The 20,765-nt window shown below is 48.7% G+C and carries 16 protein-coding genes; 2 read left to right on the forward strand and 14 right to left on the reverse strand.

From position 1 onward, the window contains the following. The 10 genes from A3750_RS20300 to ahpC all read right to left on the reverse strand — a co-directional run. Positions 1-980, reverse strand: a 980-nt coding sequence (locus A3750_RS20300) for an MBL fold metallo-hydrolase (protein WP_068548716.1), incomplete at its 3' end; no start/stop codon positions are given. 9 nt (positions 981-989) lie between these two features. Continuing rightward, entirely contained in the window at positions 990-2,681 is a 1,692-nt protein-coding gene (locus A3750_RS20305; RefSeq protein ID WP_068521607.1) for a Na/Pi cotransporter family protein, read from the reverse strand. A gap of 271 nt (positions 2,682-2,952) precedes the next feature. Beyond that, a complete protein-coding gene (locus A3750_RS20310; RefSeq protein ID WP_068455850.1) occupies positions 2,953-4,545 on the reverse strand; it encodes a GspE/PulE family protein in 1,593 nt (530 codons plus the stop codon). Positions 4,546-4,613: 68 nt separating this feature from the next. Further along, the gene (locus A3750_RS20315) at positions 4,614-4,880 is read right to left on the reverse strand and encodes a hypothetical protein (RefSeq protein WP_082863199.1); all 267 of its coding nucleotides are present in this window, start codon (positions 4,878-4,880) and stop codon (positions 4,614-4,616) included. 140 nt (positions 4,881-5,020) lie between these two features. Next, on the reverse strand, positions 5,021-5,182 hold the full coding sequence (locus tag A3750_RS25095; RefSeq protein WP_082863198.1) for a DUF2256 domain-containing protein: 162 nt from the start codon (positions 5,180-5,182) through the stop codon (positions 5,021-5,023). Further along, positions 5,169-6,749: a cryptochrome/photolyase family protein gene (locus tag A3750_RS20320; RefSeq protein ID WP_082873371.1), complete on the reverse strand. Its 1,581-nt coding sequence runs from the start codon at positions 6,747-6,749 to the stop codon at positions 5,169-5,171. The genes A3750_RS25095 and A3750_RS20320 overlap by 14 nt, the downstream gene beginning before the upstream one ends. A gap of 83 nt (positions 6,750-6,832) precedes the next feature. After that, the gene (locus A3750_RS20325; RefSeq protein WP_068521605.1) at positions 6,833-8,281 is read right to left on the reverse strand and encodes a deoxyribodipyrimidine photo-lyase; all 1,449 of its coding nucleotides are present in this window, start codon (positions 8,279-8,281) and stop codon (positions 6,833-6,835) included. 217 nt (positions 8,282-8,498) lie between these two features. Continuing rightward, positions 8,499-9,167, reverse strand: a complete 669-nt coding sequence (locus tag A3750_RS20330; protein WP_068455682.1) for a cupin domain-containing protein — start codon at positions 9,165-9,167, stop codon at positions 8,499-8,501. Positions 9,168-9,295: 128 nt separating this feature from the next. Then, on the reverse strand, positions 9,296-10,903 hold the full coding sequence (ahpF, locus tag A3750_RS20335) for an alkyl hydroperoxide reductase subunit F (RefSeq protein WP_068521603.1): 1,608 nt from the start codon (positions 10,901-10,903) through the stop codon (positions 9,296-9,298). A gap of 268 nt (positions 10,904-11,171) precedes the next feature. Then, positions 11,172-11,735 (reverse strand): alkyl hydroperoxide reductase subunit C, encoded by a 564-nt coding sequence (gene ahpC, locus A3750_RS20340; protein ID WP_068455677.1) that lies wholly within the window; start codon positions 11,733-11,735, stop codon positions 11,172-11,174. Between the two features lie 181 nt (positions 11,736-11,916). Here ahpC and A3750_RS20345 point away from each other — a divergent pair, with 181 nt between their 5' ends. Then, positions 11,917-12,831 (forward strand): hydrogen peroxide-inducible genes activator, encoded by a 915-nt coding sequence (locus A3750_RS20345; protein ID WP_068455675.1) that lies wholly within the window; start codon positions 11,917-11,919, stop codon positions 12,829-12,831. On the opposite strand, the gene A3750_RS20350 is transcribed toward A3750_RS20345, so the two are convergent. Beyond that, entirely contained in the window at positions 12,799-15,072 is a 2,274-nt protein-coding gene (locus A3750_RS20350; RefSeq protein ID WP_197475197.1) for an EAL domain-containing protein, read from the reverse strand. The genes A3750_RS20345 and A3750_RS20350 overlap by 33 nt on opposite strands. Positions 15,073-15,509: 437 nt before the next feature. Here A3750_RS20350 and A3750_RS20355 point away from each other — a divergent pair, with 437 nt between their 5' ends. Then, the gene (locus A3750_RS20355) at positions 15,510-16,586 is read left to right on the forward strand and encodes an AraC family transcriptional regulator (protein ID WP_068454282.1); all 1,077 of its coding nucleotides are present in this window, start codon (positions 15,510-15,512) and stop codon (positions 16,584-16,586) included. A gap of 36 nt (positions 16,587-16,622) precedes the next feature. On the opposite strand, the gene lnt is transcribed toward A3750_RS20355, so the two are convergent. The 3 genes from lnt to A3750_RS20370 form a co-directional block, all read right to left on the reverse strand. Beyond that, the gene (lnt, locus tag A3750_RS20360; RefSeq protein WP_068454285.1) at positions 16,623-18,188 is read right to left on the reverse strand and encodes an apolipoprotein N-acyltransferase; all 1,566 of its coding nucleotides are present in this window, start codon (positions 18,186-18,188) and stop codon (positions 16,623-16,625) included. Positions 18,189-18,310: 122 nt separating this feature from the next. Next, the gene (locus tag A3750_RS20365; RefSeq protein WP_068454288.1) at positions 18,311-19,057 is read right to left on the reverse strand and encodes a hypothetical protein; all 747 of its coding nucleotides are present in this window, start codon (positions 19,055-19,057) and stop codon (positions 18,311-18,313) included. Positions 19,058-19,163: 106 nt separating this feature from the next. Continuing rightward, the gene (locus tag A3750_RS20370; protein WP_068465507.1) at positions 19,164-20,468 is read right to left on the reverse strand and encodes a pectin acetylesterase-family hydrolase; all 1,305 of its coding nucleotides are present in this window, start codon (positions 20,466-20,468) and stop codon (positions 19,164-19,166) included. Between the last annotated feature and the right edge of the window lie 297 nt (positions 20,469-20,765).

The following is a 20,765-nucleotide window of genomic DNA, read 5'->3' on the forward strand; positions in this document are numbered from 1 at the left end:
TAACGAAGTATCGGTAAAAAGGTATGCAGACTCTTATGTCGTTTTGACGAGGGCAAGGTGGGGTGCTCAATGGTATCCAGATCTTCTTCGTTATATATATCACTGTATCGATGATAAATCTCTGTCACCGAGATGGCCATCGGACTATCAAGATACGCCACCTGATGTCTCAGTTTACCTTGCTGATAAAGCTCACCAAGACGAAAAATAATTTCCTGCGTTCGGCCGACGGCGAATGATGGTATGAGAATATTACCGCCATTCTTTGAGGCGTCCTCAATGATACTCTCAAACTCTTCGAGCGTTTCCTCCATTGAGCGATGATCACGATCGCCATAGGTTGATTCCATCATTACCACATCTGCCGACTCAACAATATCGGGATCACGCAGCAAGGCCGCCTGCGAATTGCCGAGATCACCTGAGAAAACGAGCTTTTTCTCTATCCCGGCTTCTTTGATATAGAGCTCGACAATGGAAGAGCCAAGAATATGCCCTGCATCTAGAAATCGAACGCGAACATCGGATGTGATTTTAACATCGCGATAATAATCGCTGCCTTTGCAATAGGTGAGCGCATCGAGCACGTCTTCGGTCGTGTAAAGAGGCTCTATATCTTCCTTGCCTGCTCTACGACGGCGACGACTCTCCCACTCCGCATCCCGTTCTTGCAAAGATGCTGCATCCTTGAGCAAAACGTCCACTAGCTCGCATGTCGGCCATGTCATATGAATAACCCCGTCATACCCAGCCTTGACCAACAAAGGAATACGACCGGAATGATCCAAGTGCGCGTGCGATATAACGACAGCATCGATGGTGCTCGGATCAAACGGCAGAGGTTTTGAATTCGCCTCTTCTTCTTTACGCCCGCCTTGAAATAAACCGCAATCAAGCACAATTCGGCTTGAATCTGTTTCCAGTAAATAGAGCGACCCTGTTACACCTTCTACCGCACCGTAAAACGTCACACTAGCCATGGTGGCCTCCTAATTTTGACTCGACACACTGTCGAGATCATTTATGTGCCCTTGCTCAACTGAGCGACTCTTATTTTTATCAGAATCCAAGGTTCTCTGCAGCTCATTCAAGCGCACTTCTGCCTTTAGCCACTGCTGTGCATAGCGCGACACCTGTGCCAATATATCGATATGGTCGGTCATCTGGCGCAAACTCACCTTACTTTTCGTGCCAGCCAACAGCAATTCAGCTTTGGCTAAGTCATGCTCTGCCTGCAACTCACGATAGCGATGCTCTACCTTATTTATGTCTACACCCTGACTAAAGCGCTCGCTGCTCACGAAATCCATCACATGATTGAAGAATCGCTGATTCCCTGCTTTCAATGCAGAATCTTCCAGCGCCTCGACCTTGACCATCGTTTGAGCAAACTGACGAATAGACATCGCACAATTCAATAGGTATTGATCAACCCGCATTAGCGTTGCCAACTGCTTGGTAGTCACTTCCGTCAGTGCCACCTGCTCGATGCTGACAATAAACTTTGAGACCTGCGTTGAGAGCATAGCGACAACATGTAGCTCTTGCTCAATCTTCGGCAGGCTCGATTCATTGATCGTCAGCGCCGTTTTATAGGCCTCACTTATTCGCGAACCAATTAACTCAAGCTCAAGAACAAGAGCATTGACGGCCAAGACAGGTGTCGAAGCGACATTGCTATCAAGAAAGCGCGGATGAGACTCGCGCTCTTCCCATGAAACAAAACGCTTTTCAACAAAGCTGGCGAGCCGGTCATTCACAGGAAAAACCAGCATGACACCCAGGATATTAAATGCAGTATGAAACAGTGCTAGTGTGATTTCCGGACGACGCTCCATGCCAAGCATATCGCCGAGTTCGGCTATCAACCAAAAAAGAAGCGGCAACAACGCCAACGCCACAACGGCAGTACCGATGTTAAAAATAACCTGAACAGCTGCCACACGTTTCGCATTAGAGGTTGCACCAATGGACGCCAGCACGGCGGTGGAAGTGGTTCCAACATTCGCACCAATAACCATCACCGCTGCGACGGGCAAAGAGACTACTCCGCTTGCTGCCGCTGTGATGGTGATTGCGATAGAAGCGCTTGATGACTGAGTGAGCACCGTCATTAATATGCCCAGCAGCAGAAAGCTCGCATGACCAATCACACCCTCAGTCTCAATCTGACTCAAATCGAGCGTCGCTACCAAACCATCGAACGCAGACTTAAGCACATCCACGCCAATAAAAAATAGACCAAAACCAACTAGTGCCATTCCCGCTGAACCAACGCGCCCATGACGCCGCGTTAGTCGTAAAAACATACCCATGCCGATCATCGGCAAGGCAATGGCATGAAGATCCAGTTTAAAGCCGGTCAGCGCAACCAGCCAGCCTGTCATTGTGGTACCAATATTCGCGCCGTAGATAATACCTAAAGCCTGTCGCATTTTGATCAGGCCAGCATTCACAAAACCGATTGACGCAACCGTTACCGCACTGGATGACTGCACAATCGCCGTCATCATCAAGCCTGAGAATATGCCGCGCAGGGGTGTACGGCTCCATTCAGACAAAATCTTTCGCAATGACGATCCTGCCGCCAACTTTAAGCCATCAGTCATCATGCCAATAGCAAGGATAAATATACCCAAACCACCTATAGCTGAACCGGCGATCGCAAAAATGTCTAGCAAGACGACGTCCCTCCGAGATCTAAGAGTCGCAAGATGCAAGCTTTGAACAAAGCTAAGTTATTAGGGTAGTGAGCTTACCCACATTCGAAACACAGGACAGAGATATATTAGGAATTTACGTCCTTTGGATAGACGAAAGCAGCCAAAATTGATACGTATCAACTCACCAAGAATACAAGCCGTCTTTATCTGCATTGGCCAAGCATGCTATCCAAAAGCCCCAAGGGGATCGGGCTTTTTGGGGGCTTATCATATCGACCGCCAGCAACAATCAGCCAACTTGTAACTGAATCCACTCTCGGGCAGAAATCCGCCCCTGCTCTGCGAGTTTCACGGCATGCTCAGTGAGGGTATTGAGTCCGCTCTCAAGTCGAAGGTGTTCGAGATTTTTTTCTGAGACGCCGTCACTGATCGCTTGTTTGATATTCAAATCAACGGGCAAGGCCTCGTATAGCCCTCTTCGCCCTGAGATACCAGTGCCATTGCATTCTTCGCAACCAGAGCTAGATTTAAACTCGATGTGTGCAAGCTCAGGCTGCAAATTAAGCATGCGCGCCTCTTCCGACGCGTCATCGCCGATACAACTGGGGCAATTTAACTTCGCTAATCGCTGCGCAACCAATAGGGTCAGCGTCGCCTTTAACAGGTAGGGCTTAACGCCCATTTCAAGCAAGCGTGTAATCGCCGAAATGGCATTGGTACAGTGCAAGGTACTTAGCACAAGATGTCCGGTCAGCGCGCATTCGATCGCGATTTTTGCGGTTTCTTCGTCGCGAATCTCGCCCACCATAATCACATCGGGGTCGTGTCGTAGTATATTCCTCAGGGCTTTCGGAAAGGTCGAACCTGCTTTACGGTTTATCTGTATTTGTTCCGTACCTTCAATATGAAACTCCACCGGATCTTCAACCGTAATGACATTCAAGGCCTTGTTTTCAATGATCTCCTGCAACAACGCATAGAGCGTGGTCGACTTACCGGAGCCGGTAGGTCCCACAACGAGCACGAGACCATGGCTTTGTTTGGATGCCTTATAGACATGCTTGTACTCACCTTCTTCAAGCCCTAGCTGCTCAAGCGAGAACAGGCGTTGATCCGCATTCAGCAGCCGAACGACTAGGCTCTCCCCGTGAATGGTTGGAATGATCGACATACGCAACTCAAGCTTATGCCCTCCGACCGATATACGTGCCCCGCCGTCCTGTGGCATTCGATGTTCTGAAATGTTCATCCCACCGATGATTTTGAAGCGACTAATTACCGCGGCCAAGTGCTCTTTATGAATCTCCGAGCGCAGCACCATGTTGCCATTCATACGAAGCAGGTAGTCGGCTCCCTTCTCGGTTGGTCGAATATGAATATCGGATGCGTTCTTGCGGTAGGCCTCCAACAACAATCGCGTGACGATTCGAACAATTGGCTTCTCGCGAACCTGTTGTTTGATCAGCTCCAGCTCATCGCCAATCGTTGCTTCGCTTGAGCCGTTCTGCAGACCAACCAAGGCTTCTGTGCTGTATAGATGATCGATCGCAGCATCGATCTCCTGACCCCGACACTTGAATGCCTCGACATGACGGCCCGTAACAAACTCAATATTCTGAACCGTATCGTCGTAATCAACGTCTTCGTCAATTGCGATAATGAGGCTGTGCCGGTACTCGAACAAAGGGACAACACGATAAAGATCCGCCCACTGAGCCTGAATGCGCTCTTCGATGTCAGCCGGGAAAGGAAAGTCCGATAAGTTTACTTTAGGAACCGCGGCGTCTTGCAACGGACTGATACGCTGAAGATCTAAATAGTCTTGGAGTTGTTCGATACTGTGGACAAAATACTCAACGGGCTCGCGTGCAGCCTTTCTCATATATACAACCTTACATCTTTGATGCTCGCGTGTTTAACCACCAACATCATATGAAAACAGACTCGCGTTTAACCTAGGCCAAAAGTTCCGTCGGACGCTTGCTTCTCAGACTTCTCGAATGCCTCAATCATTTTCACTAAACGCGCATGCTCGGTGCCACTTTCGCCCGAGTGTAAATAGACTTTGGCGGCTTCAACAACATGCTCTGCTGCCCGATAGCGACGCTCAAAATTGAGCAATGTTTCGGCAATCAAATCAGGGTCTTGATTCGTATCACGCATCTGTTGCGCTTTGTTCAGGACGACGTTCAACTCTTCTAAAGATAAGGTGCTCAAGGGCGACTCCTAGCGGTTTTCGATCGTGTATTACTATTATGGCTCAAAAGAAAAACCTTGGAAGGAAAAGGGCTTGAGGAGGATCAAGTTGACGTAATAAAGACCAAAAAAGGTACTTTTTACCTAGTTGATTAAGCGCGTCAGGTGTTCTTTATCGGGTACTTTTTAACGCTGGAGCGATGACCAGAACAGCGTTTGGAGCAATACTTTACCTGCTCCCAGTGTTTTGCCCACTTTTTTCGCCAAACAAAATCCCGCTCGCAAACTGGGCAGCGTTTGCTCGGTAAATCAGACTTTTTCATTGGCTGTAAGCTTGCCCAAAAAGCGCTGACTATCAGAAGCAATCAAGGCACGCTTTTCATCGGTCATTTTTTCGAGCGTTCGGTAGGGCATCGCAAGGCGCTGATTGCCGCGTAAAACGGGCTTATTTCGCTCAAGAAAATCCCAGTAAAGATAATTAAACGGACATGCCTGATCGCCATTTTTGTCTTTCACCTTATAACGACAAGACTGACAGTAATCAGACATTTTATTGATGTAGCTACCGCTGGCTGCGTAGGGCTTGGAAGCCATCAGGCCACCATCTGCAAACAAAATCATGCCCTGTACATTGGGTAATTCCACCCATTCATAGGCGTCTGCATAAACCAGCAAGTACCAGTTTTGAACCTGCTTCGGATCGATACCTGCAAGTAACAGAAAATTGCCTAGCACCATTAAGCGCTGAATATGGTGTGCATAAGCATTGTCACGCGTTTCACTGATACATTGCGAGAGGCATTGCATGTCTGTGTCTGCGGTCCAAAAAAACTCGGGCAGATCGCGTGTCGCATCAAGCGTATTCTGCTCAGCGTAGTGCGGCATCTGCTGCCAATAAAGCCCTCGAACATACTCACGCCAACCAAGCACTTGTCTGATAAAACCCTCAACCGCATTCAGCGGAAAATCGTCTGCGTGATAAGCGGCTTCGACCTGTTCGATCACCTCGGTGGGCGTGAGAAGACCACAATTGAGATAAAAACTGATATGGCTATGGAACAACCAAGGCTCACCTTTTTTCATGGCGTCTTGAAAGTCGCCAAAGTGCATCAAGCGCTCTTCAATAAATTGCGCCAGCACCTGCAGCGCCTGATCACGTGTGACCGCTAAATCAAAGCTTTCAACAGAGCCAAAGTGTTCATGAAATTCTGCCCTCACTAGCGCCAAAACTTCTTCGGTGATCGCATCGGGTTCGAATGCGGTTTTAGCCGGTACGCTCACTCCCTTAGGCAAGGCTTTGCGATTATCAGCATCAAAGTTCCATTGTCCGCCAAGAGGTTTTGCGGCGCCTTTTTCATCGGATTCGCTACCCGCTTCCATCAGAATATTTAATCGCTTGCGCAGCTCGCGATAGAAAAACTCCATTCGCAATTGCTTGCGCCCTTGAGTCCAAGCATCAAAGTCTTCAAGAGTCGATAAAAAGCGGTCGTCCTCACGAATCTCAACATGCACGCAAAATGTCTCGCCCCAAGATTGCATGTCTTCCAAAACACGCCATTCTCCGGGAAAGGTTAGAACAAGGTGCTTCAAACCCAACACGTTTAAAGCCTGCCTTACCTCGCCCTCCAAACTGCCGGCATTCTGCGCGTCGTCGTACCGAATATAACGAACCGTCAAACCACGCTGCTCAAGCTCTTGCGCAAAATGACGCATGGCCGAAAACAAAAAAGCAATTTTACGTTTGTGGTGTTTGACGTAGGTGGCCTCGGTGCGCACCTCGGCCATTAAGATCACGTCTTTTTCAGGATCGATATCGCGCAGACTCGCCAGATCATGGCTTAGCTGATCCGCCAGAACCAAACGTAGTTTCCCTGATGCAGTGCCCGACATGTCTCTCTACCTCAATTCACCAGCATAGCTTTCGCCCGCGGTTATCATATTAAGTACTCGCTCTCAGCGCCCGCGCTTGATAGCTAGCCGGCGCGTTTGACTGGCTCATACGCATCCAACGCTGCTTGGCGAGAAGCCTTTAGATCGACGATCGGTTCGGAATAGTCAATGCCTAACACAATGCCTGCGCTCTTAAGCACATCTTTGGGTGCCTCCCAAGGCTTATGAATGTATTTCTTTGGCAGTTTAGAAAGCTCCGGACAATACCGTTTTACGTACTCGCCCTCTGCATCGAACTTTTCGCCTTGCAGTACCGGATTAAAAATTCGAAAGTACGGCGAGGCATCCGCGCCTGAACCTGCCACCCACTGCCAACTCGCCACATTCGCGGGCAAATCCGCATCGAGCAGACAATCTCGAAACCACGCCTCCCCCAAACGCCAATCTGTCCTCAGGTTTTTGACCAAGAAGGAGCCAACCACCATACGGACTCGGTTGTGCATATATCCGGTTCGCCAAAGCTCACGCATACCTGCATCGACAATAGGAATCCCTGTCTGACCGCTTTGCCAAGCGCGTAACAGAGCGGGGTCGTTCTGCCAGGTAAATGCATCGAACTTCGGGTTAAAGTTGTCTTTGGTGATTTGCGGAAAATGGAAGAGCAAGTAGTGACTGTACTCCCGCCATCCCAGCTCACTCAAGTAGGTATCCAAGTGTTCGTCTTCGATATCCATCTCGAAGGCGTGTTTGGCTGCATACCAAACCTGATTGGGCGACAACTCACCAAAATGTAAAGACGGGCTTAGTTGAGATGTACCGACAACGGCTGGAAAGTTTCGCTTTGACCGATAATGAAACGCGGCGTTTTCGAGGTAGAGCTCAAGACGCTTGGCTGCGCCCTCTTCTCCCGGTTGCCACAGCGCATCGATCTCTTTGTACCATTCGATACTCGGCATTAAACCCAACTCGTCCACGCTCAGACTTTCTAGGTTCCGAGAATTAGCCTCCTGCGTAGAGATCGCAGTGAGATCCGCGCGGCCAAAAGGGACTCTCGGTTCTTTTGCTTTCAGGCAGCCCTTCCGATAATAAGGCGTGAATACCTTATAGGGCGTACCTTGCTGATTGAGAATATCCCAAGGCTCCCAAAGCAAGTTAGCTTGGAAGCTTTTCGCATCCACTCCCTTGTCTCTCAACGCGCTCTTTATCAATGCGTCTCGTTCGGTTTGCCACGGCTCGTAACAACGATTCCAATAAACCGCTCTGGCATTCGTTTCGGTGAGTAAGTCCTGAAGCACATCGGCCGCTTTCCCTTTGCGCAGAATAAGCTTGCCATCGAGAGACTTGTTTAGCGCTTCTAAGGAGTGATGCAACCACCAACGACTCGCCTCACCTGTGGCAAATTCACCCGCATCGTCGTCATCAATAATAAACACCGGAATCACCGAGCCGGCCTGACAAGCGTGATAAAGGGCCGGATTATCGCGAAGTCTCAAGTCACGGCGAAACCAGACGATGGTGGAATTTTCGGTCAAAACGGCATCCTTGAATAACAGAGTGTGTTCAATGTACCGAAAGGATAGTTGAGTAGATCAGTCTGAAGTGAAAAACAGACAACTTTTTTATCCGTACCAAAACAAACAAGCTTTAGTGAGCTATTTGCTGACGTGCTGCGTGACGCAAACAATCATGAAAACGAGCAAGCACCCAACGCCTTCTCGCGCGCTCAAAATCACAAAAGCCTAAGCCCCGCTAGGCAGGAAGGTGCCCTGTTTTGACGTAGATAGTACAACCATCTTCTTTGGTAAAGGGATGGTGCTGACTCATGTGCGGACTGCGAATCCAAGTGCCTTTCGGGTAGACGCCATGCTCATCATAAAACGTGCCTTCTAGAACAAAGACCTCTTCACCACCCCAATGACGATGGGGATTAAAAATGGTATTCGGTGCCCAGCGCACAAGTGCAATATGCTCACCCTCGAACTCATGCAGCGGCATAACCGACAACCCGTCTACTAAACCCGGTAGCCAGCACGTAGCGTGCGTATCGATATTGACCGAAGCCGAGTCACGCGCATCGAACTGATGCAACTTCACGAAGATTGTCGCACCCTGTTCACCTATTTTTGGTTGATGCGCCGTGCCGATAGGATTGCGAACGTACGTACCTTTTGGATAGACACCATGCTCATCCTCAAACACACCATCCAACACAACAAACTCTTCACCACCATCGTGCGTGTGTTCGGAAAATTCGCTGTTTGGAGCATATCGGACAATCGAAGTTGCGCGAGCTACCTCATCACCAACACGATCCAGCATCATGCGCTCAACACCCGGCATTGGAGAGTCGACCCATTGATAGCTAGATGGATCAACAACAAAACGCGCATCAAAATCAGCTCTCAGTTTTGTTGTCATGGCGCAGCGCTCCTCACACAGATTACAAATAACAGAAGTCTAAGTAGAACGATCCAAAAATCAGGAAAGCCTAAAAATAAGGTCTGCCCCCTCAGCGGACGGCAGACCTTGTAAAAGCTCCGACTAGACTACGCAGCAACACTTTCCTCAGACGCATTCTGCTCGGCATAAAGCGCTTCAAGGCGCTCAGAATTAGCCAACAAATATTCAAAGGCGCTAAGAGAGGCTTTCGAACCTTCACCCATCGCAATCACGATCTGCTTGTAAGGAACGGTGCTCACATCACCCGCGGCATAAATGCCTTTACTTGAGGTATGGCACTTCTCATCAATGATAATCTCGCCATATTGGCTTGTCTCGATCACATCCTTGACAAAGGCACTGTTTGGCACAAGTCCGATCTGAACAAAGATACCGTCCAGCGCGACGTTTTTCACCTCATCGCTGGTGCGATCAAGATACTTCAAGCCGTTCACTTTGCCGTCTGCGGCCGTCACTTCCTGAGTCGCGGCACTCTTGATAATGCTGATGTTATCGCGCTTCTCTGCTTGATTAATCAGCACCTGATCCGCCCGCAGCGTATCGCCAAACTCAAGAACGGTAACGCTTTTAACAATACCGGCAAGATCCAGCGCCGCTTCAATACCTGAGTTACCACCACCAATCACGGCAACATCCTTACCTTTAAAGAACGGGCCATCACAGTGTGGGCAGTAAGCGACACCGTTACCAATGTTTTCTTTCTCACCAGGTACGTTTAGCTCTCTCCACTTCGCACCCGTCGCTACGATCAGTGTTTTTGTGTCAATACGCTCACCCGATGACAGCACAACCGTTTTAATTTCTTCATCGATCACCTCGCTCACACGCAAGTGCTCTTTTACGGTAATGTCGTAATCGTTCATGTGTGCAATCAAATTACCCGTCAATTCTGGGCCGGTTGTACTTGATACTGAGATAAGATTCTCGATGCCCATGGTATCTTTCACCTGACCACCCAAACGCTCTGCGATCAAGGTGACTTTCAAGCCTTTACGGGCACTGTAGATAGCTGAAGCGACACCGGCCGGACCACCGCCGATTACCGTGACATCTTGCAGCGGCAGCGCGTTTTCCTCGTCCGCTTGCGCAATACTTTGGTCGCGTTCCATCAATTTTTCGATCAACTGAGCCGCATCCACTTTACCGTTCGCGAAAAGCTCACCGTTGACGTAAACACTTGGTACGCCTTGAATATCGCGCTCTTTAATCACGTCTTGGAACAAGGCACCATCAATCATCTCGCTCGAAATGTTGTCGTTGAGCAAGGCAAACTGATTTAAAGCCTGTACAACGTCTGGGCAGTTGTGACAGCTAAGTCCAATGAACACTTCAAAATGCAGTTTTTCGTTCACCCGACCGACCATTTTCTGCAATGACTCATCCAGCTTTAAAGGCGTTCCCGTCGACTGTAGAACCGCGAGTATCAACGAATTGAATTCGTGACCACTTGGGATTCCTGAGAATTGAACGCCTGTGTCTTTACCATCCACTTCAATAAAAAAGCTAATTGGACTGCGCAAGCTTGTGTCGCGCTCTACAAGCGACAGGCGCTCATTGGTTCCGGCAATGTCCGTCAGAAAAGATTTCAATTCCTCACGCTTTTCATGCTCACCACTTTGCAGAACAAAGGTAAGCGGCGCCTGCATGTTCGCAGTGTATTGTTTGATCGCTTGTAAAATGTCTTGAGATAACATAATTGACTCCCGCTAAATGGATAACTGAAAAGGGTTAGAAGCTCAGGAGAGATGTTTCGATGAATCCTCTCCCCTGTATTTTCACAACATCGCTAGCGGTGTCATGAGAGCTGTTTGGGCAGACTTATTTTTGAAATTAATTACGTCGCGAGAGAAGCTAAGGCTAGGCAAAGTTTGTTGAGGAAGCGGAGCTTACTAGTAGTAAGTGAGCATTCCGAAACACGCTTTAACACAGCCTTAGCAATCGCAGCAGGAATTAATCCAAAAATTAGATCTTGCCGACTAGATCAAGTGAAGGCGCTAGCGTTTCTTCACCCTCTTTCCAAGCTGCTGGACAAACTTGGCCTGGGTTGTTGCGAACGTACTGCGCGGCTTTGATCTTACGAACCAAATCTTCTGCGTCTCGACCAATGCCTTCTGCGGTGATTTCCATTGCCTGAATCACGCCATCTGGGTCGACGATGAACGTACCACGATCTGCAAGACCTTGATCTTCACGCATTACTTCAAAGTTGCGCGTAATTTCACCTGTTGGATCGCCGATCATTGTGTACTTGATCTTGTTGATCGTATCTGAAGAATCGTGCCACGCTTTGTGCGTGAAGTGTGTGTCAGTAGAAACTGAGTAAACCTCTACACCACGTGACTGCAGCTCTTCATACTTGTCTGCCACATCGCCAAGCTCTGTTGGGCAAACGAACGTAAAGTCTGCTGGATAGAAGAAGAACACAGACCATTTGCCTTCCGTGTCTTTATCGCTTACTTCAATGAACTCACCGTTTTTGAAAGCTTGCGCGTTGAACGGTTTGATCTTGGTATTGATTAGTGCCATGTCAGTTTCCTCTTTGAATGGTGACACCGGAGTGTCGTTAGTGGCTATTGCCTTAAGTTCGAGAGTAAGAATAAGCTGACTCGACAAATCCGTAAATTTGAATTAACTTGAAACTCTATTCTATTTTTTAGAACGACAGCGATGCGCTCTGTTCGAAAAGCATTTCTCAAATGAGGGCCCTATGATTTCCATTAAGCAACTTAACTATGCGAGAGCCGTTGGACGCACTCTTCATTTCAAGCACGCGGCAGAAGAATGCAATGTCAGCCCATCCGCTTTAAGCACCGCACTCAATGAGCTCGAAAATCATCTCGGAATGAAAATCTTTGAGCGAGACACCAAGAAAGTGCTGATCACGCCCGCAGGAAAAACCGTACTTGAACGCGCTGAAAAAATATTGGTTGAAGTCGAAGACCTCCAATCGATGGCAACACTGAACCAAACACCATTAAGCGCGCCGATGTCGGTCGGGTTTATTCCGACAATTGCACCGTTTCTGCTACCTAACTTATTAAAAGAGATCAACACTAAGCACCCCGGCTTTCAGCTCATGGTTAGTGAAGAGCAATCTCACGTGCTGGTTGAGAAAGTCCGTTGCGGCGAATTAGATGCGGGCATACTGGCCCTGCCCTATGCCTGCGAAGGTCTGCTGACCTTTGAATTTTGGCAGGAGGACTTTTATTGGATTGCGCGCTTCGATAACGCGTTTGCGGATATGCATGAGATTGGTCGTGAGGAGTTAGAAAAAAGCCAACTGATGCTGCTCAAAGAAGGCCATTGCCTGAAAGATCATATTCTCGACGCTTGCCAGATGTCTGAGCGACAAGCCGAACACGGCTTTAGCGCGACCAGTTTAACCACCTTGGTACAAATGGTAGCAGGTGGACTAGGCACCACATTGGTACCCGAAATGGCACTCAAACAGCTGCTTAACCAAAATCATGAATTGGCGTCTGTGCATCTCAACGAGCCAGGCCCGCATCGCAGCATTGCTATCATCATGCGTCCGAATTATCCACGTGTGACAAGTATTGAAGCATTAAAAAAGCTTGCTCAAGACGCGCTAAGCCCTCTTCGCAAGGGGAGTTTCGATTGAAGTGGGCTGTTCGTCGATCCAAGGCATCAGAGTTTCGATCGGCATAGGGCGTGCAAAGTGATACCCCTGCAATACGTCGACGCTTTTACCGACGAGGTACTCTGTTTGGCTGTCTTTTTCGACGCCTTCAGCGACAACTCGACAACCCAGCTGGCGCGAAAGATAGATAATGACATCCACAATACTCCGGCCCGTATCGCTCAACTCAATGTCGTCGACAAAGCTCTTATCAATCTTGATCTCATTGACCGGGAGCTTCTGCAAATAAGCAAGCGAAGAGTATCCCGTGCCGAAATCATCAATCGACATATCAAAACCTAGGGACTGTAAGTTCTGCATTTGAATGATTGCGTTGTCGATATTCTCCAGAACAGTGCCTTCTGTTATTTCTAATGTGAGGCGACTTGGCGGCACATTAAACCCAGAGATAATGTCCAACAGCGCAGTTTCAAAATCGTCTTTGGAGAACTGGCAGGCACTGATATTAACCGCAACTCGAAAATCTGGCGCCAGCTTTTTTGACGCTTCAAGCACACGAATAAGACCACACACATGACGCAGCACCAGCTCCTGAAGCTCAGGAATAATGCCCAATTGCTCGGCAAGGGGAATAAACTCCAACGGAGATACAAAGCCCCGCTCAGGGTGCTGCCAACGCATCAGCGCTTCGAACCCAACAACACGTCCTACACCATTCACTTGTGGCTGATAGAAAACACTGATCTCGTGGTTCTCTAGCGCACGTTCAAGATCGTATTCCATGTGAATACGTTCTACCTGCGCCTCCTGAACCGATGAGTCGAAGAACACAACGCGCTCGCCGAGCTCTTTGGCTCGGTACATCGCAGACTCGGCTTGGTTAATGAGCTTTTCGGGCGCGATGTGCTCATGACCAAAGAGGCTAATCCCGATACGTGCAGTTACCCGAAACCAGTTATCCGCGACCTTAAAGCGCTCATCAAAGACACTGAGTACTTTGGCTGCGGCAGTCGTAACCGAGTTAGAGAAGGCTTTAAGATTAGGGCTCATTTGGTCCAGCAAGATGACAAAGTCATCACCACCCACGCGAGCCAGTGAATCACGTAAATCCAACTCATCGGCAATGCGTTTGGCGACTTCGACAATCATGAGATCTCCGCCAGAGGCGCCCACGGTGTCGTTAATCCGTTTAAAATCATTCAAATCCAAATAAAGAATACCGCCATTTAAGCCACGGTCGCTGGCTTTTCGAACTTGTAAAGCAAGACGCTCTTTTAAGAGACGACGGTTAGGGAGGCTTGTAACGGCATCGTAAAAGGATAATTTTCGAATCGTGTCATCGGCGCGCTTACGCTCGGTCACGTCGGTTGCTACCCAAATCACGTGCCCACGCTCGGGATAATCCGGGTTGTAGTGAGGAATCGGCGAGATACGTGCTTCGAAGCTTCTGGGGCCCTCCTGCACATCTAAGTCATATTCGAACACAGTCCGCGTTTTCTCAACGAGGCATTGGCGAATGACGTTCATCATCGACATGCTTTTTGCCGGCGGCATGACATCCGATAGGTTACGCCCCTTCAGCAAACTAGAAGGGAGTATGAGGGAATCAGGCTGCGAGCCATAAATATCGGCGTAATTGCCGTCTTCATCAAAGATCAAGACAAGATCAGGCATCGCTTGGGCGAAGCTCTCAAAGCGGTGGCTATTGTGCTTCAATGCCTGATGCAGCGCCTTGGATTTACTCTCGTTAACATCACGTTCCATCACGAGACTTGCCAGATTACAAAACCGCTTTACTAATCGAATCGATTCTTTATCCACATCCCGTTCATGGCCAAAGTACAGAGCAAAGGTCCCCAGAACATCGCCATAACTTGCAATAATGGGCACAGACCAACAAGCGCGCAGGCCAGCCTTCAAGGCTAGCTCTTTGTAATCCGTCCAAAGGGGGTCGGTCGAAATACTGGAGACATAAACACTTTTCTTTTTGAATGCGGCTGTGCCACACGAACCAACATTCGGCCCGATTTTTACGCCCTCAATGGCGGCACAGTAATCTGCGTCTAAAGAGGGCGCAGCACCGCTCTTCAGACAGGAACCTTCAAGGATCAAAATGGAACAAAACACATCCGGCAATGCAATCAGATACTCTATCTCTGAGGCGATGCGCTCCAAGCACTCTTTTTGAGAAGTGCCTAAAGCGATCTGAGAAATCAGGGTTTGCTGAACGTCTAGTAGGCGTTCTGCTTGAACTTCATTCATATCAAACATCAACTACATGGTTATCTGAGGATCAAAGTAGTCGATATCACATATTTTTCGAGTTTCTGTACAAAATTCATACGCACATAAATGATCTGTATCTAGCCAGGGTGGCATTCTGTTCGATTCCATCAAAATTCGACGATTGGCGTTTTAACAAGAAAGGACCTAAAATTTAGCGCTCCTAAGCCGCATGAAGTTCCGACAGCTTGTTGTAGGAAGCACAAAAATAAGAACGCTTTAGCAAACAAGACGCAGCACTGAAAGCATCGCCCAAGATACTGATATTAGACTCTCAGGGCCTACTCAGTTTGATCTAACAGCGATGGAAGACATTAAGAGAGTGCCGGTCATCATCGCTTTATCGCTTTCCAGACAACGGTACTTGGTTGCTTGAAGGGCGACGTTTGCGCGCGACATTTAGGGAGGGACATGAAATGGGCATCACTGCAAACTTGCACTATGACCCGGATGACAAGGTAGTCAGCACATTATATCTGAAACTTTTAATCCGTCTGATCAAGCAACACTATCCAGATTCCTGTGCAAGCAAGGCTGACACTTGCCCAGCGACGAGACATCCGATTGAGCAAGACGCACGCATCAGCTTTCGAACGCTTGCAGCAGAATTTTTAACACGACTAAAGCCACAGAATGCGGGTATTGGATTCTGTTATGGAGAGAAACTAAGCCTGATTGCAGCCGATGCGCTTGGGCAATTGGTGATGTCGAGCGCAACGCTCCAAGAAGCCGTTACGCATTTAAAGCAATTCCGTTTACTGCTGGGCATCCCCTTTGATTTTGAACTTGAAATGCCAGCCTCGGTCGCGAACGCATCCGTCTCCGCTAACTTTTATGCTCTGTATTGCGCACGATACCCTGCCCCACTCAACTGGTTTATTAGCGAGGCACTATTCAGTGCCTTGCAACAACAGGCCTGCTGGATAACTGGTCGAGAGCTCTCTTATTCACGGCTTCATTTTCCCTACCCGAGACCCGCACATTACGAGCTATACGAAAAACAGTTTGGCTGTCCTTGTGTCTTTGGTGCGGAAAAACACAGCGCCGAGTTCGACGCAGAAATACTTTCGCTACCTATTGTAACTGCGAACGAAGACTTAAAAGCGCATAAACTGCAAGTCTGCGAGCACGCGTTGATGTCGATTGAGAAACGCTTTAATCCGGTCCAGCGCCTGCAAGCACTCTTTAAAAGGCGATTTCCAGCGCTGCCTTGTATTGACGAAGCCGCAGAAGAGCTCGGCATGTCGAAAAGCGCCTTGCACAGAAAGCTGCAGGAAGAGAAAACCAGCTACCAATGCCTGCTCAATGAGTTCAAACGTAAAAAATCAGAGTATTTTCTCAAGCACACCAATTTTACGATTAGCGAGATAGCCGAGCAGATTGGCTTTAGTGACAGTTCTACATTTCGACGTGCATTTAAAACGTGGACAGGTTTGCAGCCTTCGCAAGTACGAACAGAAGATAAACATACCAGCCCGCTTGAAGCCCATTGAGCATATTCTCTTCCAGTGCGGATTTGGTATCGCCAATCACGCGATGGAGACGCGTTCATTCCAAGCATTCGTCAGCCGAAGCTTCCGAACAAGCACGACATTGAAGAACGTTAAGAGTAATACCAGTAATGTTGGCCAATTACCAAACAAGGTATAGGGCGTCATCTCAGATCGCCATTCAACCGACGTTCTGCGCACCCCTTCTTCGCCAAGTGGAATCGAATTCACGATGCGCCCGCTTGGGTTAATAACTGCACTAATGCCCCCATTCGTCGCGCGCACGAACCAGCGGCGATGTTCAATGGCACGAAGTCTTGCCATTGCGAGGTGGATGTAGGGCTCCTTGCTTGCGCCAAACCAACTGTCGTTGGCGACGGAGACCAATAGCTCTGACTGATTTTGCAAGACCATTTCTCTGACGAGATCAGGCATAACAGCCTCGTAGCAAATAGGTGTACTGATGCCATGCTCTTCAAGTTTAAGTGCTGCAAGCGATTGTCCGGCAAGGAAGCGTTGGTGTTCAGGAAAGAGCATTCGAACCATACCTTCATGCTCTGCCAGCACCGACTCAAATGGAAGATACTCTGAAAACGGGATGAGTTTGTTTTTACTGTACACACCCGTCACCCTACGCTGCTTATCTACAAGAAACACCGAGTTCGAAGACCGTGGCACACCATCTAACTGAACATGGTATGTTGCGCCAAACAGAATAGGGGTGGAGAGTTCTTGCTGGATTAACTGGCCATCCAACGGCAGCTCGCCCCGAATACCATTGCCATAAGCAGCTTCAGGCCAAACTATTAGATCAACGGGGCCCTGCTCCAAAAGACGGCGACTCAGATCAAGATGATGTGCATGGGATTTGGCTCTCTGCTCGTCTTGGGATATGCCGTAAAGATCACTTTGCACCATTCCAATGACGAACGCGCTGGAATGCGCGAGGCGCTCTCCTACTTTGGGCTGGCTCGTGATGATGTGATGCACACCGTAATAGTGGAGAAAACTAATCGCTAAGGCGGCTAGAACCAAATAGCTTCCTGAGCGCATACGCAATTTTTGAAAGCTTAACAGCGCAGCCGCCAAAGAGGCATTGGTTAACATCGCGATCGCCGTGAGTAGATAAACCCCGCCAACTTCCGCAGCCTGCGGAAAATATAACGAATGAATGAGCGAAGCGCCCAAATAGAAGGGAAACAAATTGAGCTGCAAGCTTTCAACAGCGAGTATCGCGAACATCGCGGCCAGAGGAATCACCACTCCGATTTTGCGTAGGATGGCGTAAAAAACCCCAAAGGCCATAAAATGCAGAGCAAGGAAGACACCATAGCCACTCCAAAGCCCCATACTGGCTGCCACTCCTCCGCTGACAAACCCGTCGGTCAAGGCAAGAAGCCAAGAATAGCCAACCAAATAGATCATCACACCACAAGCAAAGCCTAGCCCTGCCGCTGTGCGAATTCGCTGAGAGCGCTCAATGGAAAGAATCAGCGGTACGAAGCAGACAAACGCCAACGGCCAGTAGCCAAAACCGACATTCGCGAAGGCATAGAGCGCACCGGATGCAAGTGCACTCACTACCGTGAACAAGCGACTGTTCATTTCATACCTGCGTTAACAACTCATACTCAATTGTTCTGCTTATTTTTATTCTAGCTAGGTTAGTGACCCATATAAGTTACCTTAATTGTAGCTGCTGTCGAGAATGGTACGAGCGATCTTCATTAAATTTTTCCGAGCGCCCGATTCGCCTCTGCCGCTTGTGCCTCAAGTTTTGCTCGATAGGCATCCTTATCGGCCATCCATTCAGCTCTTTCGCTTAAAAACTGTTGCCGCTGCTCCAGCGCTTGCGTTAATTTCGATGGCATTTCTTGTAACTTCGACAGGTGCAGAGTGCGCGCTAGAGCCTGGCCCGAGTAATCTTCATCCGGGATGACATGCCCGTATCGATTGATAATCTCGGTCAGCGCAATCACATAATCCTCCGACAGCTTGGTTTGATAGCTGTAGTAGTCGCGAATCTCTTGCTCGGTAGCACGACGCGCCATCATTTTGGTCTCAATTACTTTCAAAGCTTCACGCTTGGCTTCTCGTTCCGCAAGCACCGTTTCATCGGTCGTTGGAGCAGACATCATCCAGAACAAGTTGTTGGGAATGGCATCGCGTATTTCATCAAGATCAACCTTTGCCCACGCTTCGGCTTTCGCGTCGTAGGCGTTTGCTGGGTCTACTTCTTGCTCGGGCAGTTCAACCTCGCCTTTTAGCACGTCCTCTGTCGTGAGGAATTTCGGATAATCGCCTTTAAGCCCCGAAACATGCGCAACCTGATCGTCAACTTGACCATGCTCCGGCGCCAACTCAGTCACTGGCAAAAAGCTTGGGTCTTTCTCCTGAAACTGCTCCATCAAAACAAATGTTGCAGAAGCGATAAACGCGCTGGCTAGAAAGGTCACTTTTCTATTTATTTTCATCTCATCACCTAGATATATACGGTTTACTTATCGATCTACTTAGTGGACGCCCTCCCCTGCATTGCACAGGAAAGGGCGCGTTACTTAGAAAGAAACGAAATAGATGCTAGATCGCATCGTTAATTAACGGACAGTAGATGCCGCAACCCGGATCTTCCTGATTGTAGGCATTGTAGGGTTCGATCAAGCGCCAGGTCGCACCCGCAACGAACGCATCCAGGAATGCAGCCATGCCATACATCGTGCCCGGACACTTCCAAGTTTGACCGATGGGCCATTCATACCAACGTTTCTTACGAATACTTGGACAGGCATGACTTCCCAAAAACGTCACGATGGTTGAGCAGTGGCTGTCATTGATTGGCCGATTCCAAGGGATGATGTAGCCAAAATTAGGCCGCGAGTTCATCAAAGAAACGAGGTTCGCCTGATCTTCACGCCACTTATTGAGAATCGAGTTTTGATCCATATTCGGGAAAAAGCGCTCATAAGAGAAACGCGAGAAGTTGTAGTCGGTGCTAAAGCCCGTGTAAGCAAATGAATCCTGAGGATATAAATCCGCAGCCGCCGTGTTGGCTGTACCCATGTCACTTGCATCGAAGGAGGCGGGCATGTTCACCAAAACGCTATCCAAGTCCCAAGCAGCCTTAATGGTCTCGTGCAGCTGCTTAGAGTTGTAACTGCCATCTGGCGCTGGGAATAACGGACCCGAGTCATTCAGCATGTAGCCTTTGGTGAAGTCCAGACGCTGACGCACTTCATGGTAAAGAGCAGACGAAGCAACGCCGCCCGCACTAAAGCCGGTAATCATGACTTTGTTCAACGTACCAAGGCGCTGGTCGAGGAAATCAAGCGCGGCGGTTGAGTTCGCAAAGCCGTTATGATGATAGGTAATCGGAGGATTAGCACCCGATGGATCAGCATAAACCTGAACGTTATTGCCCACATGCACATCACCTGTGCAATAAGGCATATAAGCGGCGTCCCAGCCGTTTGTTGCCAGATTTTCTTTGCTACGGAACGGCAGACCCGGATCATTACCGTTCATGATCGGAGACACAAACTTGCCCTGATTCTCGTAGATATATCCATCAGCGAGTCCATTTGGATTGGACGCGCCCAGCAAGCCTAAAGCACCTGAGCAGCTTTCATAATCCCAACAGGCGCCGCCACCTTCATAAGAAATGACGAGATTGTCAGAGTTCGGGTTGTCATAAACCCAGAATTTGTATTGCGATCCATCGCTACACTTTGTACCCGGAAGTTCTACTTGTTCCCATGCGAAGTTATTTCCGCCATCCACAACATCCTCAATACCGATAGCGTGTGCGCCCATCGATACACCGGCTGCTAGCGAAAAGCCTAAGCTTGTTTTGAGAACGTGAGAAGAGAATGATTTCGTTTTTATCATTGTTTTCACCACAGTTATTAAAAGAGTTAAATTGAGTGCGGCTACTGCAACTGCGAACTACGCCACGCGACGAGTAGAGCGCAACTATCTTGCGTTTAAGAGGGCAAAAGTTAGCGCTTTCGAGTTTGCTGACATCATCTGCCCCCTTTTCACGCCAAAAACAAAAGATTGGCCGTTTTGCACACCATAGGCCACACACTCTAGGCAAGAACACAAACACAAGATCTGAAATTGGACGATCAATGGGTGGTCGACTAACCTTTAAACACTCGTACTTACAAGCAAACCACTCCCTCT

Source organism: Oleiphilus sp. HI0079, from assembly GCF_001635105.1.